Source organism: Brevundimonas aurifodinae (genome assembly GCF_040195595.1).
In the GTDB taxonomy this organism is placed as follows: Bacteria; Pseudomonadota; Alphaproteobacteria; order Caulobacterales; family Caulobacteraceae; genus Brevundimonas; species Brevundimonas aurifodinae.
In genome coordinates this window covers 1-25,629 of the sequence record NZ_JBEGDD010000006.1, presented here as the reverse complement: position 1 = coordinate 25,629, position 25,629 = coordinate 1, and the positions used below count along the sequence as shown (strand labels likewise).

The window sequence follows — 25,629 nt, the reverse complement described above, 5'->3', positions numbered from 1 at the left end:
GCGACACCGGGGAGCGGACACCAGGTTACCGTTCCGTCCAAGCCGCTCCGGCACATGGCGAACGAAATCCTGAAACAAGCTGGCCTGCCCAAGGCCTTCTGATCCCTCGCTTGCTCCCCGCCTCCGCCGCGACTAGGTTCCGCCGCCTTGTGTCAGGGCGCCGTCGCCCGCCCCTCCGGACGCCTCATGGCCACCCATTATCTCGAGTTCGAGAAGCCGATCGCCGATCTTGAGGCCAAGATCGAGGAGCTCGGCCTACTGTCGGCGACGTCCGGCTCGTTCGAGGCCGAGATCGATGGGCTGAGGAAGAAGGCCGATCAGCTTCGCAAGAAGACCTATGCGGAACTCGACCCGTGGAAGAAGACCCAGGTCGCCCGCCATCCCGAGCGCCCGCATTTCGTGGACTATCTCACCGAGCTGTTCACCGACTTCACCGAGCTGCACGGTGACCGACAGTTCGGCGACGACCAGGCCATCCTGGGCGGCCTCGCCCGGTTCCGCGGTCAGGCTGTCGTGGTCATGGGTCACGAGAAGGGCCACGACACGGCCACGCGCCTGACCCACAACTTCGGCATGGCCCGGCCGGAGGGATACCGGAAAGCCGTTCGCCTGATGGATCTGGCCGAGCGGTTCGGCCTTCCGGTCCTGACCTTCGTCGACACGGCCGGCGCCTATCCGGGACTGGGCGCCGAGGAACGGGGCCAGGCCGAGGCGATCGCGCGCTCGACCGAGCGGGGCCTGACGCTGGGCACGCCCATGATCGCGACGGTGACCGGTGAAGGCGGCTCGGGCGGAGCCATCGCCCTCGCGGCGGCCAATCGCGTGCTCATGCTGGAGCACTCAATCTACTCGGTCATCTCGCCCGAGGGCGCGGCGGGAATCCTGTGGCGCGACGGCGGCAGGGCCCGCGACGCCGCCATGGCCATGAAGATCACCGGGCCGGATCTGATGGAGATGAAGATCGTCGACCGCGTCATCCCCGAACCCGTCGGCGGGGCCCATGCCGACCCCGACGCGGCGATCAAGGCGGTCGGAGACGCCGTCTCGGAGGAACTTCAGGCGCTCTTGCCTCTGTCGGCGGCCGCGTTGCGCGCCCAGCGATCCGAGCGGTTCTACGCCATTGGACGGACGGCCTGACGCGCGTCGTGGCCGGTCAGTTGTAACTTCCTGAGTGAACCGGACGTCCCCCGAATGGGGAGACACGCTTGCTGGATGGTAACGAAACGAAGGATTGTGGGAAACGATGGGGTCGGGCGCGAGCCGAACATCCGTCGTACACTGAGTTCTACGGGCGCTCGGCCTATGCTGGCTTCCAGCACGAAGTGCGTTCTGCGGGCTCGTTGGGGGTCCAGCTCTTGCATGTTCAACAAGACGGGCACGGCCTGACCGACCGTTCGACGCCCGACCTGCTTATCGGCATCCGCCGACGGGTGGCGCGCTCTCCGGCTCGCTACAATCTCGGCGACGGTTGGATCGACATCCCAACGGACAGACCGCACACGGTCGCGGCGCCGCCCCTGACGGACATCGACTATCGGATTGACGGGCCGAGCGAGCTGATCATCCTGGCCGCGCCCGCCCATCGCCTGGCCGCCGCGATCGACAGTCCCGCCTTGGTGGAACGACTTGCTCCGGTATACGAGCGCCCCTTCCAGGATCCGATGTTCCAGCTCCTGGCCATGCGCGCCTGGGCCGAGGCGGAGAGAGCCGACGGTCTGTTCGTGGACAGCGTCGCCTTGACCCTGTTTTCGACGCTGCTCTCGGCCGCCGATGCACGGCGCGAGGACAGGACGGGCCGCAGCCCGCCGGCGGATCTGCGCTTCACCCGGGTGATCGAGTATATCGACGCGCATCTAGACGAGGACATGGCTCTGGCCGACCTGGCGGGGGTCGCCTGCCTTTCGCCCTTCCATTTCACCCGCGCCTTCCGGGCTCGACATGGCGTGAGCCCCGTCCGTTTCGTGCAGCGACGGCGTGTGGAGCGGGCCATGGGATTGCTGCTGCGCCCGGGGTCCCGGATCGCCGGGGTCGCTCACGCCTGCGGCTTCGCCGACCAGGCGCATTTCACCACCGTTTTTCGCCGGCTGACCGGCACGACGCCGGGCGCGTGGCGTGCCGCGCGCCGCCCCTGACAGCAATTCCGGACAAGGCTCCAGCAGCCCCGGAAAAGACGCCCCAAGCCCTTCCGGGCAAGGCTCTTGGTGCCTGGCGGCCCTGCCTCCGGGCCATCCGCGCCCCGCCGGGGCCAATCAAAGGGCTATTCCATGAAACAAACCGCCATCGTCATGGCCCTGGCCGTCATGGCCGCAGGGACCAACTCCCCCGCCCTCGCGGAGGGGGTCGGTGCCAGCGCCGCCACCACGACGCCGATCGCTCAGGGCAACCGCGCCGCTCTCGCCGAGGCGGACGCCCTTCTCGCTCGGTCGGCTCGCGACTACGGCCGCCCATCCTATTCGCCGGCGACAGCGGCCCGCTTCTCGGAAGACGACAACGTCTTCATGCGGAACGCCCTCGCCGTGGACTTCACCTACGGGGCCGCCACCGTGACGCTGCCGCTGTTCCGGGGCGTCGGCCCGCGGGGCGAGGCCGTCCACTACATCATCACCGAGGCCTCGGATTTCGAGACCGCCAACCGCCTCGGCGTCAACTATGCGCCCAAGCTGCGCCACGCCGCTGGAACGCCCGGCGAGCAGCGCGTGACGATCCAGGACGGTGTCGTTCGCTTCCGCGGCTCGGTCGACTTCTCGCCGACCTATGAACTGGTGCCGGGCACGCCCTATCCGTTCCCGCCCGCCCGCGCCGTGCCGGGGGCCGTCGCCGAAGCCGAGTGGTCGTCCATGGTGGTGATGCCCTCGGGCGTCGTCCTGAACATGCAGATCGTCGGCAATGCCACCGGCCGTCACGACCGCGCCAACAGCCTGGACGAGCGAGACGGCACCGTGGTTCTGCAACTGCTGGACGGCTTTCAGGGTGGCGAGCAGTACTACTACCACCTCGTCACCGATGTTTCGGCGGACGTCCCGGCGGTGATCGAGAAGGGCGTCTTCGCGCCCAGGATCGGCAACACGCCCAGCTTTGGGCAGTCGACGCCGGACCGGCCGTCGGCCCTGCTGGGCTTCTCGCCTGTGGTGAACGGCATCCTCGATCCGGCGACGGGTCAGAACCAGGGTTTCGCGACCTCGATCGCGAATGGCGGGATCGATCCGATCAACGTCTTCCCCCTGGATCCGGACAACGACAATCCCTCGCTCGACAACAACTACAGCCCCATGTGGGACGCCCACGTCGTGGTCTGGACCGATCAGGCGATCGCCGCCAATCGGGTTCGTCGCATCACCTCGATCCAGGACCTGTCGCGACTGGTCGCGGCGGGAGATGTGGCCACCGCCCCCGTCGCGCCCGAGGGCCCGGGCAATCCCTTCGTCGCCGGCATCCGACCGCTGGGCGTCGTCATCAACTGCCCGACCATCGCCCAGCCCCGACGCGTTCGCCGCGCCAGCTGAGGTCGGTCAGACCGGTCCCGGGGCGAGCCCACTCCCCCCGCACCCGCCCCGGGGCCGGCGCTTTGTCTAGATTGTCGCGGCGTCCGCATTCGCACGGGCGCCGCGCGTCTGTTTGCGCCACAGGGCCGCGTACTCACCGCCCACGCGCGCGACCAGTTCGTGATGCGCCCCCCGCTCGATGATCCGCCCGGCCTTCAGCACCAGGATCTGATCGGCGTCGGCGATGGTCGACAGCCGGTGGGCGACCACCAGGGTGGTGCGTCCCGCCTTGGCCCTGCGAAGCGTCTTCTGGATCGCCGCTTCGGTCCGGCTGTCGAGCGCGCTGGTGGCTTCGTCCAGGATCAGGATCGAGGGATCGGCCAGAAGGGCGCGGGCGATGCCGACCCTCTGGCGCTCGCCGCCCGAAAGTTTCAGCCCGCGCTCGCCGACCTTGGTCTCCATGCCGTCCGGCAGGCCCCGGATGAAATCGGCCAGTTCCGCCGCCTCGGCCGCCGCCCAGATGGTGGCCTCGTCCGCGTCCGGCCGGGCGAAGGCGATGTTGACCCTCAGGCTGTCGTTGAACAGGGCCACGTCCTGAGGCACCAGGGCCACCGCCTGACGCAGCGAGGCCTGGGTCACGAACCGGGCGTCGACCCCCTCGATCAGGACGCGGCCGTTCTGCGGATCGAGCAGGCGCAGGGCCAGCTTGACGATGGTCGACTTGCCCGAGCCGGAAGGCCCCACCAGGGCGGTGGTCGTGCCGGGCGGCACCACGAACGTCACGTCTTCCAGCCCGCTGGACCGCGCATCGTGGCGATAGGAGACGTCCTCGAACGCCAGTGACGCGCCCTGATGGTCCTGAGAGCGCGGCAGGTCGGGCGCACCGGGGGCGTCGGCGACCAGGGGGCTCTGGCGCGTGACCTTCAGCATCTCTTCCATGTCGATGAAGGACTGGCGGATTTCCCGATAGGCGAAGCCCAGGATGTTCAGCGGCGCATAGAGCGAGATCAGGATCAGGACTGCGGCCGTGACGTCGCCCGGCCCCATCCGGCCGGCGGCGGCCTCGAACCCGGCCATCACCGCCATGACGCCGAGGCCGACGTTCATGATCAGGGCCTGGACCGCGTTCAGAAGTGCCAGTGAACTGTTCGCCTTGATCGCCGCCGCGCCATAGACGCCGAGGGCCCTGTCATAGCCGTCCGCCGCTCGCGCCTCGGCGCCGAAGGACTTGACGGTCTCGTAGTTCAGCAAGGCATCCACCGCCTGCCCCGCCGCCTCGGTATCGGCGGTATTCATCGTGCGACGATGCTCGATCCGCCAGTTCGAGATGGAGAAGGTCAGCACGGCGTAGACGATGACCACGACGACAGCGACGGCGGCGAATCGCCAGTCGTAGGCCCCGCCCAGCACACCGGCGGCCAGGATCAGCTCCAGGCCCGTCGGCACCAGGTTGAAGGCCAGGATGCGCAGCAGGAAGTCGACCGACCGCGCGCCCCGGTCCACCGTCCGCGACAGGGCCCCGGACCGTTTGGTCTGGTGGAAATCCAGCGACAGGTTCAGCGCATGGGCGAAGGTCTCGGCCGCCGCTCGCCGTTGGGCCGCCTGACGCACGGGGGCGAACACCACGTCCGACAGCTGAGGGGCCGCGCTGGACAGGAACCGGACCACGGCCCAGCCGACTGCGAAGCCCGCGAACCCCATGCCGATGGCGACGCCCGGGGGCTGATCGGCCGCCAGATGATTGACCGCCGCCCCGAGAACCAGCGGTGCCAGCACGCCCAGCGCCTTGCCGCCGATGGTCATCAGCACCGCCACGATCAACCTGAGCCGCAGCTGCGGTGCCTGGGACCGGCCGACCAGCCGGATCAGGTCGATGAGGGCCGGGATGGTCTTGGGGTCCGGGGGCGGGTCCGCGACGGCTCCCGCCGCCTGCGCCTTCGCCTCCATCGATCCCCCTCGCCTGCCCGACCGCTCGCCTCTCGCCATGGATCAGATATGGCGTGCGTCGCCCCCTGGCGAAAGGCGCGTCTCAGTTCAGGATGGCGATCGTCTCTATGATCTCGTCGACCGCCTCCTGGGTCGTCGCCCAGGAGCAGACGAACCGGACCGAGCCGTCATCGAACCGATAGCAGGCCCAACCGGCCGCGTTCAGCGCCTGATGCGCCTTGGCGGGCATTCGCAGGAACACCGCATTGGCCTCCACGGGGTGGGCGAGGACATAGGGCGAGCGCGTGACGATCCCCTCTGCCAGCCTTCGCGCCATCAGATTGGCGTGGGCCGCTCCATCCTCCCAGGCGTTGGTTTCCAGCATCCCCAGGAACGGCGCGGCCAGATATCGGGCCTTGGACGCCTGCTGGCCCGCCTGTTTCAGACGGTTGTCGATCCGCCGCGCCAGCGACCTGTCGAACATGACGATCGCCTCGGTGCACAGCCCCCCGGCCTTGGCCCCGCCGAAGACCAGGACATCGACGCCCAGTCGCGCGATCTGGGTCAGGTCGAAGCCCGCCGCCGCCGCGTTGGCCAGGCGCGCGCCGTCCAGATGAACCCCGCACCCCTTGGTCTTCGCCGGCTCGATCAGGTGTCGCAACTCTTCGGCCGTATAGACCGTGCCGTATTCGGTCGACTGGGTCAGGCTAAGCGCCGCGGGCGGCTGTCGATGGCCGACTTCGGACTCCTCCAGCGCCGCGGTCAGGGCCCGATGATCGATCTTGCCGGAAAAGCCCGGCAGTCCGATCAGACCGACCCCCTGGCCGAAGAAGCCGGGCGCGCCCGTCTCGTCCGTGCAGACGTGGGCCGCGTGATGAGCCAGAACCGCCTCGTGCGGCCAGGCCAGCATAGACAGGGCGATGGCGTTGGCCGCCGTGCCGGAAAAGAGGAAGCGGATCTCAGCGTCGGCATCCAGCCTGCGCCGAATCTGGTCGGCCGCCTTCGCGGTGACGTCGTCGGCACCGTAGGCGCGAGCGAAGCCCTCGTTGGCCTCGACAAGCCCCCGCAGCGCCGCCGGCGCCATGCCCGCCGTGTTGTCTGAACCGAAGTCATAACGCATGTCAGGCCTCGCTCTCGTCGGTCTCTCGCCCGGGGCCGAATCCCGCGCTGCGCGGATCGGCGCGCCCCCGGCGAAGCGCGGCACCCTCCGCCGCCAACGGCAGGACCAGATCGTCGTCGCCGTAGGGCACGGCGACCTGGTGCGGGAACGGAATCTCGATCTCGGCGGCGTCCAGTCCCTCCTTGACCGCCTGGAACACGTCGGCGCGCGTTTGCCAGTAGTCCTCGGACCGGGTCCAGGCGGTAAGGGTGATCTCCATGGCGCTGTCCAGCATGTTGGTGACGCCCGCCCAGGGCGCGGGATCGTTGAGGACCGCCGCGTGTCCGGCGGCGGCGGCCACCAGGACCTCTCGAGCCTTGGTCAGGTTTTCGCCATATCCGACGCCGATCTTCAGCTCGATCCTGCGGGTCTGCTGGCCCGACAGGTTCAGGATGAAGTCGCCGAACACCTTGCCGTTGGGGCACATGATCTTGACGTTGTTCACGTCCGAAAGCTGGGTGAAGAACAGGTCCAGCCGCTGCACCTTTCCGACGTTTCCGCCAATGTTGACGAGGTCGCCCACACGGTAAGGCCGCAGGATCAGCAGCATCACGCCGGCCGCGACATTGGACAGCGTACCCTGCAGAGCCAGACCCACGGCCAGCGACGCCGCGCCCAGAACCGCGATGATCGAGGTCGTCTGCACGCCCAGCCGCTGCAGCACGGCGATGAAGCCGATCAGGAAGACCAGCACCCGCACCACCTGAACGGCGAAGCTGAGCACCGTCGGATCGTGTCGGAAGCCGCGAACCCGGCCGAGGCCCCTTCGCGTCGCCGACGACGCCCAGCGCGCCGCGAAGATCGTGGCGACCAGGATGATAAGGGCGATGGACAGGTTGACCGCGAAGTCGCCGGCGATCTGGGTCAGCTTGGCGATCATGGCCGCGTCGAACGCGACGGCTTGCTCGCCCGACGACACGAGGGCGGCCAGGACGGTTTCAGTGGAAGTCATGCAGGCGGTCTAACGCCGGATCACCGGAATGGAACCCTCCCGACGCATTTTCCACCTGTCACACGGCGGTCGCGATCCGCCCCCCGCCGCTCTCGATCGCGTCCAGCAGATCCATGACCTCGTCGAGGCTCGCGGCCTCGCGGGCCGGCTTGTCCCAACGGATACGGCTGATCCGGGGAAACCGCATGGCCAGCCCGGACTTGTGGCGGGGCGAGCGGTTCAATCCCTCGAAGGCGATCTCCAGCACCAGACCGAAGTCGCGCTCGGCCCGGACCGATCGGACCGGCCCGAACCGGTCGATGGTGTGGTCGCGGACGAACTTGTCCAGCTGTTTCAGCTCCTCGTCGGTGAACCCGAAATAGGCCTTGCCGACCGGCGTCAGGCGTCCCTCGGGGGTCCAGACGCCGAAGGTGAAGTCGGAATAGAAGCTCGACCGCTTTCCGTGGCCGCGCTGGGCGTACATCAGGACGCAGTCGACGGTGTGCGGATCGCGCTTCCACTTGAACCACGGCCCCTTGGGCCGACCGGCGACATAGGGCGCGTCCCACCGCTTCAGCATCAACCCCTCGGCCGCCGCCCCCACCGGCGGATCGGCCCTGAGCCGGCCCAGAGCCGCCCAGTCCTGGTAGTCGACGACGGGCGACAGGGTCAGTCGGTCGCCGCCGTGGGTCGCGACCATCGCCTCCAGCCGCGCGCGCCGCTCGCGCAGGGGCAGCCCCCGTAGGTCCTCCCCGTCCAGCGCCAGGGCGTCATAGGCGACGATGGCGGCGGGATAGGCCGCCATGGCCTTGGCATCGACCGTCTTGCGGTTCAGCCGCTGCTGGAGGTCGCCGAACGGCGCGATCTGCCCCTCTCTGAGCACGACCAGTTCCCCGTCGACCGCGCCTTCGAACGTCAGCCCGGCCATGACGTCGGGAAAGGACGCGGCGATCTCGTCACCTGTGCGCGAATACATTCGCACGACGCCGGCCTCGCGCACGGCCTGCACCCGGATGCCGTCCCACTTCCACTCGGCCGCGTAGTCGGCGGGATGCAGTCGATCGAAGTCCACGGCCTCGTCGATGGCGACGGCGAGCATCACCGGGCGGAACCGACCGGGGGCGTCGGGGTTCGGTCGCTCGGCCCGCCCCTCCAGCCAGGCGAACAGGTCGGCATATGGCGGGTCGACGGCGTGCCAGACTTCCTCGATTTCCGAGACATCCACGGGATCGAGGGACAGGACCGCCTCTTCGCCCGCTGGATCCGGCGGCTCAGAGACCCGCTCGGGCCGGATCAGGGCGGTCGCCGTTTTGGCCAGACGCGCCGACAGCCCAACGCGCAACGCGCCGGTGACCAGCTTCAGCAACGCCCAACGCCCCTTGGGCTGGAGCGCGTCCAGCCATCCCTCGATCAGGCCCTGGACCTCGGTGCGCTTGGCCGTTCTCAGCGCCTCGACCACCTCGCCGAGCTCGGGTTCGCGGTTCGGGCGGTAGTCCGGATCGGCGGGCCAGATCAGGGCGACGGTTTCGGCCAGGTCGCCGACGTAGTCATAGGACCAGCCGAACAGAACCGGATCGACCCGCGCCTCCACCGCCCTGCGGATCATCGCGGGTTTGGCGGCGTCGAAGGTCAGATCGCCGGTCAGGGCCGCGAGGGCCCAGCCCCGATCCGGATCGGGGGTTGCGCGTAGATAGTCCCGCAACAGGATCAGTTTGGCGTTCCGTGATCCCGTCAGCGACAGGCGGTCCAGAAGTTCGGCAAAAGCGCGCATCGGACCTCATCTAGGCATGACGAGGCCCAAACGCGAAAACGCCCCGGAGGTCTCCCTCCGGGGCGTCGTCTCAGGTCGGCGATGCGCCTCAAACGGCGAGGCGCCGCGCGCCGAGCGGTAGGCCCTTAGTTGAAGAGCCCCGCGATCACGGCGGAGATCAGGCCACCGGCGACGGCGGCGAGAACCACGTCATTGCCGCTGCGGACATAGTGGTATCCACGGGGCGGAGCGCGCAGGCCGTAGCGGTCGTAGTCGTTGATGACATAGCCGCGCGAATAGTGGCTGGGCAGGCGCTGGCCATAGCCCCAGGTGCGGACCTGATAGCCGCGGGGCGCATAGTAGCGACCGGCGTTGTAGCGACGCTCGGCCCGCTGCCACCGCTCATAGGCCCGGGCCTGCTGGCGATACTGGCGCAGGTCCTGACGATACTCCCGACGATCCTCGCGCAGGTCCTGTCGGAACTCGCGACGGTCATGGCGGTTGTCGCGGTCACGGCGATCCTCACGGCGGTCGTCGCGACGATCCTCGCGGCGGTCCTGACGCTGCTCCTGACGGTCGCCACGGTCGTAGCGCGACTGGGCGTCGGCGGCCGAGGCGGTCGCCATGGAGCCGGCGGCGATCAGGGCGACCAGGCTGGCGGTGCCAAGCGTCTTGAGAACGGGCTTCTTCATGGCAGATACTCCTTGGGGCGTCGGAAACTACCGACTTGCCCTCACCCTAGGAGCCTGTGGTTGAGCCGCATCTGAACGACGCCGCTCATCTGGTGTTCATGCGGCCGCGCGGCTTTCGTCGGCTTCCGTCAGGGCCCGAAGGCCCTCGCGCCCGGCGCTGACCGTCTGCATCAGTTGCGCCAGGGCAGCGAAATCGATGGGTTTGTTGAGATAGGCGTCAGCCCCGGCCTCCAGACCGGCCTCGTGATCCTCGTGGCGGGCGGACGCCGACAGCACCACGATGGGCGTATCCCGGTTCAGCCCGGCCTGCCGGATCAGGCGCGTGGCGCTCAGCCCGTCCATGACCGGCATGTTCACGTCCATGATGACCAGGTCGAAGGCCTGGGCAGCAGCCAGGTCGACGGCGATCTGGCCATTCTCGGCCGCCGTCGTCGCGTGTCCGGCCGAGCTCAGCCAGGCCTCCAGGATCATGCGATTGACGGGATGATCCTCGACCACCAGCACCGAGAAGGCCTGGCCGTCCTCGACCTCTGCATCGACCGCCTGAGCGGCCACGACAGAATGCCACTCGACGACCTCGGCCTCGACCGAGAGGGTGAAGGTCGAACCGACGCCCGGGGTCGATGTGACGGTGATGTCGCCACCCATGATATTGGCCATGCGTCGCGCGATGGTCAGGCCCAGGCCGGTCCCGCCGAATCGCCGCGTCGAGGAGACATCGGCCTGGGTGAAGGGCTGGAACAGGCGCTCCAGATCCTCGGGCGCGATGCCGGCCCCGCTGTCGGTGACGGAGAAGTCGAAGGCGCAGCGGCGATCGCCGATCCGACGGCTGCGGACCTGATAATCGACCGTCCCGGCCTCGGTGAATTTGACGGCGTTGGACAGCAGGTTCTGGATGACCTGACACACCCGCAGCGGGTCACCACGAACCACGGCCGGCGTTTCGCCCTCGAAGCTGCAGACGAAATTCAGTCCCTTGGCCTCGGCCTGGGCGACGAAAGGACCCGTGACCCGGCGATGCAGGTCCTCCAGGTTGACGTCGATGACCTCGAAAGTCATCTTTCCGGCCTCGATCTTGGTCATGTCGAGAATGTCGTTCAGCAGGCTCAGCAGGTTGTCGCCCGAGTTGCGGATGATCGACAGATACTCGCGCTGCGTCGCCTCCAGCCGGGTCGCGCCCAAAAGCTGCGCCGCCCCCAGCACGCCGTTCATCGGGGTGCGCAGTTCGTGCGAGATGACACCCAGGAAGCTCGACTTGGCCTCATTGGCGGCGTCGGCCTTGTCGCGAGCGGCCTGAAGCTCCTCGATCAGGTGCGCCTGATGCTCCTGGAAGGCGCGGATACGCTCCTCCCGCAGCATGGTCATGGTGACGAGCACGAACAGACCGGCCGCCGTGAACGGCATGATGGCCAGGAAGGGCAGGAAGTTCGGCGTGCCCCAGGCGCTGGCCAGGATGGCGACGGCCACCAGCGAGTAAGGGGACGAGATCACGATCGCCTGCTTGGGCGAGCTCCGCAGCTGGGAGAAGACCAGCACATAGCCGCCGATCAGCAGGGCCACGGCCAGCGAGTGTCCAAACGGATGGTCCGAGAACCAGGCCAGAAGCGGCGCCGACGCCCAGGCCGCCGTGGTCACGGTGGCGACGGCCGGGAACAGCAGGCCCCACCCCTTGTCGACCCGCCCGGCCATGCGGCGCTCGAAGGAGCCGCGGACCGCCCCGGCCGCGACGGTCCCCGCGAACCACACCACGGCCTCGATGGCCCCCACGGTGGCCAGCAGCCCAAGCGCCCAGCTGGCGATGATGAGATAGCGCAGATACTGCGTCTGGAGGATCGCGGTCAGGGCCTGGGCGGCGTCGCCGGCCTGCGCCTGACGCCCCTGGCCCGCGCCGAGGTCCTTGCCGATCTCGTCGGAGCCAACCATTCGTCCCCCGGCCGCGTGTAAACAGTCCCGATGACGACGCTAGGGCGAACCTTCTAAGACGAAATGAACGCTGGTTTTTTCCTAGGTCGGAGCTTCTTGCGGCGTCAGCGCCTTGATCGACAGGGCGTGCACCGGTCCCGCCAGTTCATCGGCCAGCAGCGCATTCACCGCGCGCTGGCGCGACACCCGCGATTGCCCCTCGAACGCAACGGCCACCACGGTCAGATTGAAGTGACTCTCTCCGCCGGGCTTGGCGTCAATGCCGCCTTCATGGTGGTGGCCGGCGTGGCGCGCGCTGTCATCCTCGATCTCCAACCGGGTCGGCGCGAGCCCCTGAGTGAGTTTTTCCCGGATAATCGACGCGATAGGGCCTTCGGCCATGCGGGTGTTCCTTGATGGTGACCAATTCCCCCCTACACTGGGATCAATGCCTGCATCGTTCCAGTACAAACCCCGCTTCAAGGATATGCGGATCAAGCCGCCGCGCCCCGAAGAGGAGGCGGCGGAGGCCGACGTCCTGCGCCTGAAGCCGGGCGAGAAACCCTGTCACTGGCCCGACTGCAGCCGTCCGGCCACGGCCCGGGCCCCGAAATCGCGCGAGCGGCTGAACGAGTTCTACGAGTTCTGCCAGCCGCACGCGGGCGAGTACAACAAGGGCTGGAACTTCTACGCCGGCATGTCCGAGGGCCAGATTCGCGCCGCCCAGGAGCGCGAGGCCATGACCGGGGGTCGTCCGACCTGGGAAATGAAGGCGGGCAAGATGTCGCGGGAAGCCGCCGCCTTCGCCTCCAAGATGGGCACGGCCAACACCACCGGCGCCGGCGGCTGGCACGACAGCTTCGGCCTGTTCGGCCGACGCGTGCGCGAACAGGCGGCGGCGGAAGAAGAGGGTCTGCGTCTGGGCAAGCTGGAGCGTCAGGCCCTCGCCGATCTCGACCTCGACGCCCGCACCGACAAGGCGGCGGTCAAGGCGCGCTATCACGAGCTGCTGAAACGCTTCCACCCCGACCTGAACCAGGGCGACCGGGGTGCCGAGGCCAAGCTCCAGCGCGTCATCAAGGCCTACAAGACCTTGAAGAAGGCCGGGATGGCGAACTGACACGACGCCCGCTGGCGCGCCGCGCGGGCCGCACTAGATATGGGGACCAATCCTCACAGGAGCCCCCCATGGACGTTCTCTACAAGGCCCACGCCGTTGCCTCGGGCGGCGGTCGCTCGGGCCGGTCGCACACCGACGACGGCAAGATCGACGTCACCCTGTCCGTGCCCGCGGCCATGGGTGGCGACGACGGTCCCGGCACCAATCCGGAGCAACTGTTCGCCGTGGGCTATGCCGCCTGCTACCTCGGCGCGCTGCGACTGGTCAGCCAGGGCGCGGGAACCCCGGTCGGACCGGACACCAAGGTCCACTCCGGCATCGGCTTCGGCAAGAACGACCATGGCGAGGGCTACAACATCTCTGTGGACCTCAAGATCACCGACCACGGCCTGGACAAGGCTACGATCGACGCCCTGATCGCCAAGGCGCATCAGGTCTGCCCCTACTCCAACGCCACGCGCGGCAACGTCGACGTCGCCCTGTCGGCGGAATAACCGCACCCCGGACGCCGCGCGCGTGTTGAGCCGCGCGCGCGGCGCCTCTAGATGAGCCCATGGCTCCTTCCCCGCTCGACCAGACCCCCGACCCGCTGCTGACGTTCGAACCCCACCGCAAGGCGTCGGTGCGCGAGGTCTTCGGAATCGATTCCGACATGATCGTCCCGGTCTTCGAGCCGGGCGACAGCCATGTGCCCGAGGTCGACACCGCCTATCGTTTCGACCCCCAGACGACGCTGGCCATCTGCGCCGGCTTCGCCCACGACCGCCGGGTGATGGTCCAGGGCTATCACGGCACCGGCAAGTCGACCCACATCGAACAGGTGGCGGCCAAGCTGAACTGGCCGATGGTCCGCGTGAACCTGGACAGCCACGTCAGCCGCATCGACCTGGTCGGCAAGGACGCCATCGTCCTGAAGGACGGCAAGCAGATCACCGAGTTCCGCGAGGGCATGCTGCCCTGGGCCATCCAGCGCCCGATCGCCCTGGTGTTCGACGAATACGACGCCGGCCGCCCCGATGTGATGTTCGTGATCCAGCGCGTGCTGGAGGCGCAGGGCCGCCTGACCCTGCTGGACCAGAACCGGGTGATCCGTCCCAACAAGTGGTTCCGCCTGTTCGCCACGACCAACACCATCGGCCTGGGCGACACCAGTGGCCTGTATCACGGCACCCAGCAGATCAATCAGGGCCAGATGGACCGCTGGTCGATCGTGACGACGCTCAACTACCTCGACCACGACGTGGAGGCCGAGATCGTCGCCGCCAAGGTGCCCGACTGGGCCGACGCCGAGGGCCGCAGGAAGATCGCCGCCATGGTCCGCGTCGCCGACATGACCCGCAACGCCTTCATGAACGGCGACATTTCGACGGTCATGTCGCCCCGCACCGTCATCACCTGGGCCCAGAACGCGACCATCTTCGGCGGCGACCTGGGGCTGAGCTTCCGGCTGACGTTCCTGAACAAGTGCGACGAGCTGGAACGTCCGACCATCGCGGAATTCTATCAGCGGGCGTTCGGAGAGGACCTGCCCGAAGCGGCGACGCGGGTGAAGGTGGGTTAGGCTGGCCCCTTCTTTTTGTTGATTTTTCTGGCGGCCTTGATTGGACCTTGTCTATCCACATAGATCAGATCGAGCGCATGCTCTAAGATTTCCGCCGCCTTTAGGATGTCATCATCCTTCAATCCTGAACCGGCATGCGTGCCGTGGTTGCCTAACCATTTAACAGCTTCAAGGCATTCTCCGGCTTCTGGGTTTTTCAACTTAAACGAATTAATCCGATCCTGAAGAGGTCGCGTCTGAAGCGGCCTACCTTTCACTCGCTTTCTAAATCGCGAGATACCTAATTCGGTCAAAAGCTCTTCTATCGCCAGGCGCCACTTGCTCCCGCAGGCGTCCCGATCAATCCAAAACAAAGCAAAGCCTGCGGTGATAGCTTTGGAGGCAGTCTCTGGGCATTTTTCCGGTATATCAAATATGTGGGGGGCTGGATTCAGAGAAAGAGGCCAATACCGTTCATTATAGTCTGAGTCTGGAATTCCGTTTTCATCGTAGTAGTAGACTTCAATAAGATCAGTATTTCCCGTTGCCGAGACGACTTCGCCGCACCTATCGTTGTTGCACCGAAACAAGCCCGAAAATCGCTTTTGAATGTGCTCGGGATCCCAGTATTCCTGCCCATGCTCCGACCTCGACGGACCGGTCTCCTCTACCTTCAAGGCGTCCTTGATCACGACCAATTTGCCAACGCCGCCACAGGTCGGGCACGGCCACGGGGGAAAGGCCTCAAAGTATGGGCGCCAGAGTGCTCGCTGGACCGCCACTACGCCGCCCTCGGCGTAATCATCTCCAGTTGCGGCCCGATCTTCCGCCTCTGCTCGCGCAGATCATGGCTGACCTGAAGCCGCAGGAAGAACCCCTGGCTCATCCCCCAATAGCGGGTCAAACGCAGGTCGGTGTCGGCCGTCACCGCCCGCTTGCCCAGTACGATCTCGTTGATCCGGCGCGGGGGCACGCCGATGGCGTTGGCGAGCGCGGTCTGGCTGAGCCCCGCCGGGATCAGGAACTCTTCCAGCAGGATTTCCCCCGGCGTCACCGGGTCCATCCATTCTTCAGTGGTAGTCGCAGATCTCGACATCCTCGACGCCTCCATCGGTCCAGCGGAAACAGACCCGCCACTGCTGATTGATCCGGATCGAATGCTGACCCTTCCGGTCGCCCGACAACGCTTCCAGCCGATTGCCCGGTGGCAAGCGAAGGTCGTCGAGCCGTCCGGCCGCGTCGATCAGTTCCAGCTTCCGTTGCGCCGACCGTCGAATATCCGGAGGAAACCGCCGCGCGGCGAACCCATTCCAGAAACGCTCGGTCTCACGATCTCGGAAACTGCGGATCATCGGCCCAGAGTATAACGCATGACGTTATACGGCTCAATCCCGCCGTCTGCCTTCATCCGGGATCGCCGACCCCGCGATCCAGCTGACCAGTCCCGTCACGATCGCCGCCCCGACCCCGGGCCACAGGCCGTCGACCACGAACCCGCCGAGCAGGCTCGCCACGATCCCGATCGTCGCCGCGTTCACCACCAGCAGGAACAGGCCGAATGTCACCACCGTCAGCGGAAAGGTCACGAACACCAGGATCGGCCGCACGACGGCGTTGACCAGCCCCAGCAAGACCGCCGCCGCGATCAGCGACCCGGTCGACAGGAAGGCCACGCCCGGCACGAGGTAGGCCGCGAGCCACAGGCCCAACGCCGTGACCACCGCCTGCAGGATGAACCGGATCATCTGGTCGTCTCGCTCCACTTTTCGCCACCTTCGACGCGCCTGATATCGACATGCCGCGACGCGCCCGCAACCACCGGCGTTAGCGGAACCGTAGCGGTTGATATGCGCTTCTCACGCAAGCCTCCCCGGCGTCATCAGCAGAAGGACCTATTTCATGACCGACCAACGCATCGAAGGTGCCGCCAACGGCATCAGCGGCAAGCTCAAGAACGGCATCGGCAACCTGACCGGCGACACCAAGCTGCAGGTCGAAGGCAAGTTCGAGGAGGTGAAGGGCAAGGCGCTGGACGCCTATGGCCGCGCCATCGACAAGCTGGAGACCCTGTCCGAGCGCGCCCCCGCCGATCTGCGCGAGCCGGTCCGTACGGGCCTGGACTTCGCCCGTCGCAAGCCCCTGTTGACCACGGGAATTCTGGCGGGCCTCGCCTTCATCCTCGCCGGCTCCGGCCGCCGTCGCGGCTGACCATTCCGCGCTCCGTCATCCTCGGACTTGATCCGAGGATCGGACTTTGAATCGCTGAGACGAAGAAGGGGCGCACCATGACGGTGCGCCCCTTTTTGCAGATCCGCTGTTGACCTGCCGATCCTCGGATCAAGTCCGAGGATGACGGCGTCTGCTGATGTCAGACCGCCTCGCCGTCCACGGTTTCCTTCGCCGGCGCGCCGGCGGTCGGGGTGATGTCGAAGGCGATCTTGCCGTCCTTGAGCTCCACCTTGACGTGGCCGCCGCGCGTCAGGCGTCCGAACAGGATGTCGTCGGCCAGCGGCTTCTTGATGTTCTCCTGGATGACCCGGCCCAGGGGGCGCGCGCCGTACAGTTCGTCGAAGCCGTTCTTGGCCAGCCAGTCGGCCGCGTCGTCGGTCAGTTCGATGGTGATGTTGCGGTCCGCCAACTGGGCCTCCAGCTGAAGGACGAACTTGGTCACCACCTGACGGATCACCTCGGGCTGCAGGGCCTTGAAGCTGACCACGGCGTCCAGGCGGTTGCGGAACTCGGGCGCGAACAGGCGCTGGATGGCCTTCTCGTCCTCGCCCTCGACCTTGCCGCGACCGAAGCCGATGGAGGCCCGAGCGTTGTCGGCCGCCCCGGCGTTTGTGGTCATGATCAGGACCACGTTCCGGAAATCGACCTTCTTGCCCACCGCGTCGGTCAGCATCCCGTTGTCCATCACCTGGAGCAGGATGTTGTAGACATCCGGGTGCGCCTTCTCGATCTCGTCCAGCAGGACGACGGCGTGCGGGTGCTGGTCGACGGCATCGGTCAGAAGCCCGCCTTGGTCATGCCCGACATAGCCCGGAGGGGCCCCGATCAGACGGCTGACGGTGTGGCGCTCCATGTATTCCGACATGTCGAAGCGCAGCATCTCGATGCCGAGCGTGGAGGCCAGCTGCTTGGCCACCTCCGTCTTGCCGACACCCGTGGGGCCGGCGAACAGGAAGGAGCCGATCGGCTTTTGCGGATCCCGCAGGCCGGCGCGGGCCAGCTTCATGGCCGAGGCCACCTGTTCGATCGCCGCGTCCTGACCGAACACGGCCCGGTTCAGGTCCTTCTGAAGCTCACGCAGGCCCTCTGTGTCGGATTTGGAGACCGACTTCGGCGGAATGCGCGCCATCTTGGCGATGACGGCCTCGACCTCCTTCTGGCCGATGACCTTCTTGCGCTTCGATTCGGCCAGCAGCATCTGGCTGGCCCCGGCCTCGTCGATCACGTCGATCGCCTTGTCCGGCAGTTTGCGGTCGGTCATGTAGCGGGCAGACAGCTCGACAGCGGACCGGATGGCCGCGTCGGTGTAGCGCAGCTTGTGGTGGCCCTCGTAGGCGGTCTTCAGCCCCTTCAGGATCTTGACCGTGTCCTCGACCGTCGGCTCGTTGACGTCGATCTTCTGGAAGCGCCGGACCAGGGCCCGGTCCTTTTCGAAGTGCTGGCGGTACTCCTTGTAGGTCGTCGAGCCCATGCAACGGAGCGTGCCGGACGCCAGGGCGGGCTTGAGCAGATTGGACGCGTCCATCGCCCCGCCCGAGGTCGCGCCCGCGCCGATCACCGTGTGGATCTCGTCGATGAACAGGATGGCGTCGTCGTGGTTCTCGAGCTCCTTGACGACCTGCTTCAGCCGCTCCTCGAAGTCGCCGCGGTAGCGGGTGCCGGCCAGCAGAGCGCCCATGTCGAGCGAGTATATGGTCGCGCCCTTCAGCACGTCCGGCACCTCGCCGTTGACGATCTTGCGCGCCAGCCCCTCGGCGATCGCGGTCTTGCCGACGCCGGGTTCGCCCACCAGCAGGGGATTGTTCTTGGTCCGGCGGCACAGGATCTGGATCGAGCGTTCGACCTCGGCCATCCGGCCGATCAGAGGGTCGATCTTGCCGTTGCGCGACTTCTCGTTGAGGTCGACGCAATAGGCTTCCAGCGCCTCGCCGCCCGACTTGACGGCGGCGGCGTCCTCGGCCTCCTCAGGGCTCTGGGCCGCGGCCTTGGCCGGGCGCGTCTCGCCCTGCCCCGCCTTCTTGGCGATGCCGTGGGCGATGAAGTTGACCGCGTCGTAGCGGGTCATGTCCTGCTCCTGCAGGAAGTAGGCGGCGTGGCTCTCCCGCTCCGAGAAGATGGCGACCAGCACATTGGCACCGGACACTTCTTCGCGGCCGGAGCTCTGGACGTGGATCACCGCGCGCTGGATCACGCGCTGGAAACCGGCCGTCGGCTTGGCGTCCTCGCCGTCCGAGGTGGCGAGCGCGGCCAGATCGGTATCGACATACAGGGTCAGGGCGGTCTTCAGCGCGCTCAGATCGACGTTGCAGGCCTTCATGACCGCGCCGGCGTCCTGGTCATCGACCAGGGCCAGCAACAGGTGTTCCAGCGTCGCATATTCGTGACGGCGCTCATTCGCGTAGGAGACCGCGCGGTGCAGGGTCTCTTCGAGAGGACGTGAAAACGAGGGCATGGGGAGATCCTCTCAGTCTTTTTCCATCGTGCATTGCAGCGGGTGCTGGTGACGGCGCGCCGTCTCGATCACCTGGGCGACCTTGGTCTCGGCCACCTCATAGGTGAAGACGCCGCAGACCCCGACGCCATGCTGGTGCACATGCAGCATGATGCGGGTCGCGTCCTCGCGGCTCTTCTGGAAGAACCGCTCCAGCACATAGACGACGAATTCCATCGGCGTGTAGTCGTCGTTCAGGATCAGCACCCGATAGAGCGAGGGCTTCTGAAGCTTGGGCTTTGTCTCGGTGATGGTGGCGGCACCCTGGCCGCCGCCGTTCTGTTCACCTGGTCGTCTCGACGGCATTCGTAATCCGGTGGGAGTTCGATGGATCAGATAGGGAATGATGGCCTGATTTGAAGGCGCGTCCAGTCACAGGTGACGTGAGACATGCGAAAAGGGCCCCGGCGTCACCGCCGGGGCCCTCAACATGCGACGATCTGGTCAGGCTTAGCGGGCGGCCTGGAAGGTCTCGACGGTCGCGGTGACGCGCTCGTTGATCGGCTTGAAGCTGTCCTTGACCGATCCGGTCAGGGTCTCGGTCATCTTGGTGACTTCCGAGAGGTAGGTTTCCATCGCCGACTTGGCGAAGTTGGTCTGCAGCTCGATCAGCTCCTGGACCGAACGGGCCTGGGCGATCGACTGGGCGGCGGCGACGCTGTGTTCCCAGCTGGTCTTGCCATAGGACAGGGCCTGGGCCGACAGGGCCTCGGCACCCTTCTGAGCGGCGGTGGCAGAGGCGGTCAGGGCCTCCAGGTTCGACTTGGAGTGGGCCGACAGCTCGGCGAGCGAGGCGGTGGTCTTTTCCATGCCTTCGCGCAGGGCCTTGGCACCGGCGGCCTGGGCGGTCTCGGCCTGGGCCTTGAACTGTTCGGTCTGGGCCTTGGTGTTGGCGACGGTCTGATCGACGGTCTTCTTGATGGTCTCGGCGGTGTCGGCCATGGGAGTTCTCCTGAACCAGATGAAATCGCGGTTGATCCGCGTGATGCTTCTCGCGCCGATTCCGGTGCGACGAGGCGTGTATGGTGCAACTGCGAACAAGGGTCAAGAGATTTATGTTGCAACGCACAACGGCCAGGCTTCCGGCTCGCGTATCAGGATTAGGTGGTTCAAATCCGCGTTGACCTCTGGTTAACCCACGTGAAACCTGCGGCCCTCATGTTAGGCTGACATCTGCGTCGCGCCGGGGGGGCCGCCGTCGCGTCACGAGAGGATGAGGCGAGTTGCCGATGAAGCGCCAGTCGTCACAGAACCTGCGGACCCTGAGTGTCTGGGCAGAGCCGCGCCGCCTGATGGCCGCGCTGGCGATCCTGGTGATGATCGCGGCGACCGGTCTGGGCGCATGGTCGCAGGTCCGGGCCCAGTCCGGCGAGAACACCCGCTACGCCGCCATCGTCGTCGACGCCGGCACGGGCGAGGTCCTGTTCGCCCGCCATGCCGACAGCCGCCGTTATCCCGCCTCCATCACCAAGGTCATGACCCTTTATCTCGCGTTCGAGGCGCTGGAGCGTGGCCAGGTCAGCGTCGATGACATCCTGACGGTCTCCCCCCTCGCCGCCTCCCAGCCGCCGTCGAAGCTGGGTCTGGCCGCCGGTCAGACCATCCGGCTGGACGACGCCATGCGCGCCACGGCGGTTCGATCCGCCAACGACATGGCCGTGGTGATCGCCGAGCACATCGGTGGATCCCAGGCCCGCTTCGCCGCCATGGCGACACTGAAGGCCCAGGAGCTGGGGATGACACAGACTCGCTACGTCAATCCCAACGGCCTGCCCGACAGCCGCCAGCTGACGTCGGCCCGCGATCTGGCCATCCTCGCGCGCGCTGCCATGCGCGACTATCCGCAGTACTATGCCTACTTCGGCCAGCATGACTGGGCCTATGAGGGGCGCGGCTATCGCAACACCAATGGCCTGCTGCATTCCGGAAACGGTTATGACGGTATCAAGACCGGCTTCACCAATGCCTCCGGCTACAACCTCGCCGCCTCGGCCGTGCGCGACGGCCGTCGCCTGATCGCCATCGTTTTGGGGGGCCGCTCCAGCGCGACCCGCAACGCCCACGTCGCCGAGCTTATGGACACCGGGTTCGAGGTCGAGCGCCGCCGCGCCGCCGGCGAACGCATCCAGGTCGCCCAGGCCTTCTTCGAGGCGCGTGGGTTCGGCATCGGCGGTCCCGACACCGGGGCCCCCGTCGCCTACGCGTCCTTGAATGGCGCGCCGACGGCCGACGACGAGGAAGGTCAGGGGTCGAATGGCATCGCCTACGCCTCCCTGCCGGCCGCCGCCGTGCCTGCGCCGACGACGGTCGCGGCCACGCCGCCCGCCGGCTACACCCGGGCCACGCCCCTGCCTGCGCCGGTCGAGCGCGCGGCGGCGCCGCCCTCCCGGCCGGCCAATCTGACGGCCAGCCTGAACAGTGGCGTCGCCAGCAGTTCGACGCTGAACCGAAACGCCGCGACCACGACGTCCCGTCCGCCGGAGCCCGCCACGACGCGCCCGACGGCCGAACGCTGGAGCGTCCAGGTCGGTGCCTTCCGCGACGAGACCGTCGCCACCGAATGGCTGACCGAAGTCAATCGCCGGTTCCGCAGTCAGTTCTCGAACGCCGAACGCAACATCGCCTCCGCGGCCGGCTGGCACCGCTCGCGCTTTACCGGCATGACCGAGGCTGCGGCCCGCGCGGCCTGCGAGGCGCTGGACGCTCGCCGGGTCACTTGCATGGTGGTGCGCCCCGGCGGCTGAGCCGTCAGCGCTTGCGGAAACGCGCCGCCTCGGCGGCGAGGCCGGAGGCCCAGGCGTCTCGCTCTTCGGCGGGCTCAGGCCTGAACGGGGCTTCCGGCAAGCGGCCGGCGACGCCTCGCATGGCCAGGGCCAGAGGTCCGGCCATCCGTCCCAGCATCCGCAGCGGTCTGCGCCTGGTGTCGCGCACATCCCAGCCTTCCGCCTCGAAGGCGTCGGCCTGATCCTGTGGCGACAGATCCTCGATTCCGTCCCAATCCTCGGGGCGTATCGTCGCCTCGGCCTCGTCCCCCGACAGGCCGAACAGGTCGGTCAGACAGGCGTCCACTTCCGGGAACTCGTCCCGACGGGTCGGGTCGGCGTATCCAGGCCTCATCAGGGCCCTGGCCTCAAGGTCAGCCACTCCGGGCAGGTCGATCAGGCGGCGCATCTGGGTCATCGCAAGAGTCTAGCGCCGCGCCCGATCACGCGAAACCGTCAACGCAGTTCCACCCGTCGCGCGCCCACCGGAATGACCAGATCGCGCCCCGCCCAGCTGCCCGTCCGGCCGTCTATCCTGACGCGGGTCGGCAGCGCCTCCTCCTCGGGCCAACGCAGGACGAAACCCCCCGGCGGGGCGGCACCGGGGGCCAGCGTCAGAGTCGTCACGCCGGCCCTGCGTCTCAGGGCGTAGCTCAGCGGTCCATAGGGCGTCCGGATATCACGCAGGCCGACCCCGGTGGCGGTGTCGATCCACCTCATCGGCAGGCCCGCCGCGAGGATGAGCGCGCGGTCGCCCGCCCTCTCGTACACGAACAGGTCCAGCGCCGAACGGATGTAGTCCGAGCTGATCCAGGCATGGGGCATGTCGCCGATGAAGCGGGGCTCGCGCAGATCGCGGCCCACCACCTCGGCCCAGCCGTTCCAGGCGACCGGACGACGGTCGGCGAAGAAGAAGTCCAACGCTTCCAGCGCCCGCTCACGCTGGCCGAGCCGCACCAGGGCACCGACGTTCCGCAGCTCATAGGGCGTATAGTCCCGCCACGCGACCCGGTTGGCCAGCCGGGCCTGAAAGTTCGCCCAGTATCGGTCGAAGGTGTTCGCCAGCAGCGTCTGGGGCAGCTGGTCCTGAAGCCCGCCCGGCGACAGGCCGATAGTGGTCGAGGTGGCGTCGAAGTCACCGCGATCCGCCGCCCCCGCGATCCAGTCGATGCCGTGATGCCCGGCCGTCGCCTCGATTGAAGCCAGGACATCGGTCAGGAACTCCCGGCGCGAGGCCTCGAACCGCGCGGCGGCCGCCGCGTCGCCCAGCGTTCGGGCGATGAAGACCGCGTCCCGATACCCGAGCAGTCCCCAGAAGTTGTCCCAGTTCGAATAGGCCGGCCGGTCCGAGTAGCCCTCGTGGCTGATCGAGGGCGGCAGAAGGCCGTACAGATGCCGCCGATCCGCAGTCTGGTTCTCGGCCGCGCGCGACGTGGCGCGCAGCTCGTCCATATAGCGGATCGCGCCCTGGATCTGAGGCCAGACGGCCCGCAACTGGGTCTCGTCTCCGGTGTAACGATAGGTCTCGGCGGCCAGGAAGACGAACTCGCCGTGACTGTCGTTCTCGGGCACGGGGTCGGCACCGCGCGCGTCCACGCAACACGGCACCTTGCCGTTGTCGAAGACGAAGGGGGCGTACCAGGCGAGGTAGTCCTGGCTGAGGGCCGCGTGGCCGAGGCGGTTCAGGCCCTCGGCCATCATGGCTCCGTCGCGGATCCAGGAGCGGTTGTAGCTGCGGGTGCCGGGCTGGAGGATCGGCCCCTGGCGCGACATCAGCATGTGGGCCAGCGACGACTTCATCGTATCCTCGATCCGCTGCGCCTCCGGCGGCAGGATCAGGTCGAACCGGTCCAGCTTCTCGCGCCAGGTCGCGGCGACCCGCTCCTGGACCGTGTCGAGCGCGGCCTCGACCGAGCCGGTCGCGGGCAGAGCCGGGCGTTCGCCGGCGAGCGCCGTCACCCAGCCTACGCTCCGCGTCTCGCCCGGTGTCAGCGTCACGGTCCAGGTGAGGGCCCCGGCCATCAGGCTGGTGCGGTCGGACTCGACCATGGCGTCGCGGGGCGCGTCAGGGCCGCGCGCGAGCAGGCTCTGCGGATCGGCCCCGGCATGGAAAGTCGCCAGCCGCGCTTCGTCGGGCTGGACCAGGGCGCGGACGCGCAAGGCGTCGTTCAGGACCAGCTCGGCCCCGTTCCATTGCACCTGATCCAGCGGCGAGGCCCCGCCCGGCACGGCCAGAAACTGGATCGGGCCGTTGACCTGCATTGGGCGGGCCATGAGGGCGAGCGTCAGGGTGCGCGGACGCGCGGAGGTATTGGTCAGGTCGTAGCGGCCGTAGAGGGACGCCGCGTCGGGGGACCCCTCGGCCATCGCCGTGACCTTCAGCGTCCAGTCGTCGTGGGTCCAGGTGGCGGTGGGGATCGGCAGGTCGTCGTCGACCAGCCCTTGTTCGATGCGAGCGTCGGCCCAGGTCACCAGCCGACCGTTGTCCAGCACGAAAGGCTCGATGGAGGGCCCGCCGCGCTTCAGCTCGATGGCACCATCCTCGGAGATCAGGCCGCTCTCGCCGCCGCCGTCGACGCCGACGAGGGTCCAGTAGGGCTGCTCGCCCCGGAAGCCGCGCGGATAGAGGCCCCGTCGGCTGCGGTCGGCGATGGCGGTCAGGAAGGCGGTGCGGCTTTCGCCGAACGACAAGGGTTCGATGCGCAGATCGGCCAGGCCGTAGGCGGCGCTTGCCCCGTCGCGCGCGCCGAAGCCCGCGCCCATCTGGCCCGAGGCCGTTGCGGGCTGGGGTTCCAGCAGTTCGAGGCGGAGCCACCGGGCCGAGGCCTCGGTGGTCATCAGCCAGTCGGTCCCACCGTCCGAGCCGTCGGCCCGGGCCAGTTCTCGCCACCCGCGACGATCGGAGGACGCCAGCAGCCGGTAGCGCAAGGCGGCGCGACCCTCGACCCAGGTCAAAGTCAGACCGCCGAACTCGCGCTCATAGCCGAGGTCCAGCGTCAGGCTCTGCTGCCCAGCGCCCCGGGTCATCCATGCGCTTCTTGGGTCGTCATCGACCGCCAGCGATCCGGTTGAGTCTCCATCTTCGCTCGACGCCTCGGCGATCGGGCGCGGCGGGACCGAGGGTTCGGGCGGCAGGGTGCGCAGCGTCAGGTCGTCGATCTCGATGAAGCCCCGGCCGCCATCCCCGGCCACCACGACGAACTCGATCCGCTCGGCGCCCCGGAAGGTCCGGTCGGGGTTCGGCCCCCAGGCCCAGATGATGTGGCGCCGCTTGATGACCACCTCGGTCCACTCGCCAGGAAAATCATAGCGGGTCAACTGGCGCCAATGGACGTTCTCGCCGGACGCATCGGTGAACTTGATTTCGAAGGTGTTGGTCGGCCCCTCGCCCCGGACCCGGAAGCGGATCTCGTAGTTTTCGGGAGCCTGAAACGACAGGGGGCGGGCGGCGAAGGCATAGCCGGAGCGGCCGTTGAAATCGTAGTCCAGCCGCATCGCCTGGCCGCGCGGGCCGTCGACAGGGCGGACCGTCGAGGAAACGTCGGTGGAGGCGTCGGCGGTCCAGGGCGACAGGTCCTCGAAGGCGTCCAGCGTGCGGGTGGACTGGGCGTGGGCGGGGGTGGCGAAGAGGAGGAGCGCGAGCAG

The 25,629-nt window shown here is 67.6% G+C and carries 24 protein-coding genes; 8 read left to right on the top strand and 16 right to left on the bottom strand.

What is annotated here, in order from left to right; genetic code table 11:
* The first annotated feature begins 186 nt into the window (after positions 1–186).
* The 3 genes from ABN401_RS08305 to ABN401_RS08295 all read left to right on the top strand — a co-directional run bounded on the left by ABN401_RS08305 (position 187) and on the right by ABN401_RS08295 (position 3,503).
* Entirely contained in the window at positions 187–1,137 is a 951-nt protein-coding gene (locus ABN401_RS08305) for an acetyl-CoA carboxylase carboxyltransferase subunit alpha (RefSeq protein ID WP_349684376.1), read from the top strand.
* 218 nt (positions 1,138–1,355) lie between these two features.
* Positions 1,356–2,132, top strand: coding sequence for a helix-turn-helix domain-containing protein (locus tag ABN401_RS08300; RefSeq protein ID WP_349684375.1), 777 nt, complete (start codon positions 1,356–1,358; stop codon positions 2,130–2,132).
* A gap of 132 nt (positions 2,133–2,264) precedes the next feature.
* Positions 2,265–3,503, top strand: coding sequence for an eL13 family ribosomal protein (locus ABN401_RS08295; protein WP_349684374.1), 1,239 nt, complete (start codon positions 2,265–2,267; stop codon positions 3,501–3,503).
* A gap of 66 nt (positions 3,504–3,569) precedes the next feature.
* Here ABN401_RS08295 and ABN401_RS08290 read toward each other — a convergent pair whose 3' ends face one another.
* The 7 genes from ABN401_RS08290 to ABN401_RS08260 all read right to left on the bottom strand — a co-directional run bounded on the left by ABN401_RS08290 (position 3,570) and on the right by ABN401_RS08260 (position 12,244).
* Positions 3,570–5,429, bottom strand: coding sequence for an ABCB family ABC transporter ATP-binding protein/permease (locus tag ABN401_RS08290; RefSeq protein ID WP_349684373.1), 1,860 nt, complete (start codon positions 5,427–5,429; stop codon positions 3,570–3,572).
* An 82-nt stretch (positions 5,430–5,511) separates the two neighbouring features.
* Positions 5,512–6,528 (bottom strand): threonine aldolase family protein, encoded by a 1,017-nt coding sequence (locus tag ABN401_RS08285; RefSeq protein ID WP_349684372.1) that lies wholly within the window; start codon positions 6,526–6,528, stop codon positions 5,512–5,514.
* 1 nt (position 6,529) lies between these two features.
* Entirely contained in the window at positions 6,530–7,519 is a 990-nt protein-coding gene (locus ABN401_RS08280) for a mechanosensitive ion channel family protein (RefSeq protein WP_349684371.1), read from the bottom strand.
* A 58-nt stretch (positions 7,520–7,577) separates the two neighbouring features.
* Positions 7,578–9,269: a cisplatin damage response ATP-dependent DNA ligase gene (locus ABN401_RS08275; protein ID WP_349684370.1), complete on the bottom strand. Its 1,692-nt coding sequence runs from the start codon at positions 9,267–9,269 to the stop codon at positions 7,578–7,580.
* A 125-nt stretch (positions 9,270–9,394) separates the two neighbouring features.
* Positions 9,395–9,940, bottom strand: coding sequence for an RcnB family protein (locus ABN401_RS08270; RefSeq protein WP_349684369.1), 546 nt, complete (start codon positions 9,938–9,940; stop codon positions 9,395–9,397).
* A gap of 96 nt (positions 9,941–10,036) precedes the next feature.
* Positions 10,037–11,863 carry an ATP-binding protein gene (locus ABN401_RS08265; RefSeq protein ID WP_349684368.1) on the bottom strand — a complete coding sequence of 609 codons (1,827 nt, stop codon included), beginning with the start codon at positions 11,861–11,863 and terminating at the stop codon, positions 10,037–10,039.
* Between the two features lie 81 nt (positions 11,864–11,944).
* Entirely contained in the window at positions 11,945–12,244 is a 300-nt protein-coding gene (locus ABN401_RS08260; RefSeq protein ID WP_349684367.1) for a BolA family protein, read from the bottom strand.
* 46 nt (positions 12,245–12,290) lie between these two features.
* Between ABN401_RS08260 and ABN401_RS08255 the strand changes: the two genes are divergently transcribed.
* The 3 genes from ABN401_RS08255 (at position 12,291) to cobS (ending at position 14,523) form a co-directional block, all read left to right on the top strand.
* A complete protein-coding gene (locus ABN401_RS08255; RefSeq protein ID WP_349684366.1) occupies positions 12,291–12,962 on the top strand; it encodes a J domain-containing protein in 672 nt (223 codons plus the stop codon).
* Positions 12,963–13,030: 68 nt separating this feature from the next.
* Positions 13,031–13,456 (top strand): organic hydroperoxide resistance protein, encoded by a 426-nt coding sequence (locus ABN401_RS08250; protein ID WP_349684365.1) that lies wholly within the window; start codon positions 13,031–13,033, stop codon positions 13,454–13,456.
* A gap of 59 nt (positions 13,457–13,515) precedes the next feature.
* Positions 13,516–14,523, top strand: coding sequence for a cobaltochelatase subunit CobS (gene cobS, locus ABN401_RS08245; protein WP_349684364.1), 1,008 nt, complete (start codon positions 13,516–13,518; stop codon positions 14,521–14,523).
* Here cobS and ABN401_RS08240 read toward each other — a convergent pair.
* The 4 genes from ABN401_RS08240 to ABN401_RS08225 are packed head-to-tail and all read right to left on the bottom strand — an operon-like array spanning position 14,520 to position 16,247.
* Positions 14,520–15,284: a DUF8608 domain-containing protein gene (locus ABN401_RS08240; protein ID WP_490424183.1), complete on the bottom strand. Its 765-nt coding sequence runs from the start codon at positions 15,282–15,284 to the stop codon at positions 14,520–14,522. The two genes, cobS and ABN401_RS08240, sit on opposite strands and share 4 nt — an antisense overlap.
* Positions 15,284–15,565, bottom strand: coding sequence for a HigA family addiction module antitoxin (locus ABN401_RS08235; RefSeq protein ID WP_349684362.1), 282 nt, complete (start codon positions 15,563–15,565; stop codon positions 15,284–15,286). The genes ABN401_RS08240 and ABN401_RS08235 overlap by 1 nt, the downstream gene beginning before the upstream one ends.
* Positions 15,566–15,572: 7 nt before the next feature.
* On the bottom strand, positions 15,573–15,854 hold the full coding sequence (locus tag ABN401_RS08230) for a type II toxin-antitoxin system RelE/ParE family toxin (RefSeq protein ID WP_349684361.1): 282 nt from the start codon (positions 15,852–15,854) through the stop codon (positions 15,573–15,575).
* Positions 15,855–15,887: 33 nt separating this feature from the next.
* Positions 15,888–16,247: a phage holin family protein gene (locus ABN401_RS08225; protein WP_349684360.1), complete on the bottom strand. Its 360-nt coding sequence runs from the start codon at positions 16,245–16,247 to the stop codon at positions 15,888–15,890.
* Positions 16,248–16,401: 154 nt separating this feature from the next.
* On the opposite strand from ABN401_RS08225, the gene ABN401_RS08220 reads away from it, so the two are divergent.
* Positions 16,402–16,710: a CsbD family protein gene (locus tag ABN401_RS08220; RefSeq protein WP_349684359.1), complete on the top strand. Its 309-nt coding sequence runs from the start codon at positions 16,402–16,404 to the stop codon at positions 16,708–16,710.
* A 160-nt stretch (positions 16,711–16,870) separates the two neighbouring features.
* Here ABN401_RS08220 and clpA read toward each other — a convergent pair whose 3' ends face one another.
* From clpA to ABN401_RS08205, 3 genes are all read right to left on the bottom strand, one after another.
* Positions 16,871–19,183, bottom strand: coding sequence for an ATP-dependent Clp protease ATP-binding subunit ClpA (clpA, locus tag ABN401_RS08215; protein ID WP_349684358.1), 2,313 nt, complete (start codon positions 19,181–19,183; stop codon positions 16,871–16,873).
* Positions 19,184–19,195: 12 nt separating this feature from the next.
* Entirely contained in the window at positions 19,196–19,528 is a 333-nt protein-coding gene (gene clpS / locus ABN401_RS08210; RefSeq protein WP_349684357.1) for an ATP-dependent Clp protease adapter ClpS, read from the bottom strand.
* A 144-nt stretch (positions 19,529–19,672) separates the two neighbouring features.
* Positions 19,673–20,164: a phasin family protein gene (locus ABN401_RS08205; protein ID WP_349684356.1), complete on the bottom strand. Its 492-nt coding sequence runs from the start codon at positions 20,162–20,164 to the stop codon at positions 19,673–19,675.
* Between the two features lie 287 nt (positions 20,165–20,451).
* Between ABN401_RS08205 and ABN401_RS08200 the strand changes: the two genes are divergently transcribed.
* On the top strand, positions 20,452–21,966 hold the full coding sequence (locus ABN401_RS08200) for a serine hydrolase (RefSeq protein ID WP_349684355.1): 1,515 nt from the start codon (positions 20,452–20,454) through the stop codon (positions 21,964–21,966).
* Positions 21,967–21,970: 4 nt separating this feature from the next.
* Here the strand turns inward: ABN401_RS08200 and ABN401_RS08195 are convergent, their stop codons facing one another.
* Both ABN401_RS08195 and ABN401_RS08190 read right to left on the bottom strand, forming a co-directional pair.
* Positions 21,971–22,402 carry a hypothetical protein gene (locus ABN401_RS08195; RefSeq protein WP_349684354.1) on the bottom strand — a complete coding sequence of 144 codons (432 nt, stop codon included), beginning with the start codon at positions 22,400–22,402 and terminating at the stop codon, positions 21,971–21,973.
* Between the two features lie 38 nt (positions 22,403–22,440).
* Positions 22,441–25,629, bottom strand: coding sequence for a discoidin domain-containing protein (locus tag ABN401_RS08190; protein WP_432763534.1), 3,189 nt, complete (start codon positions 25,627–25,629; stop codon positions 22,441–22,443).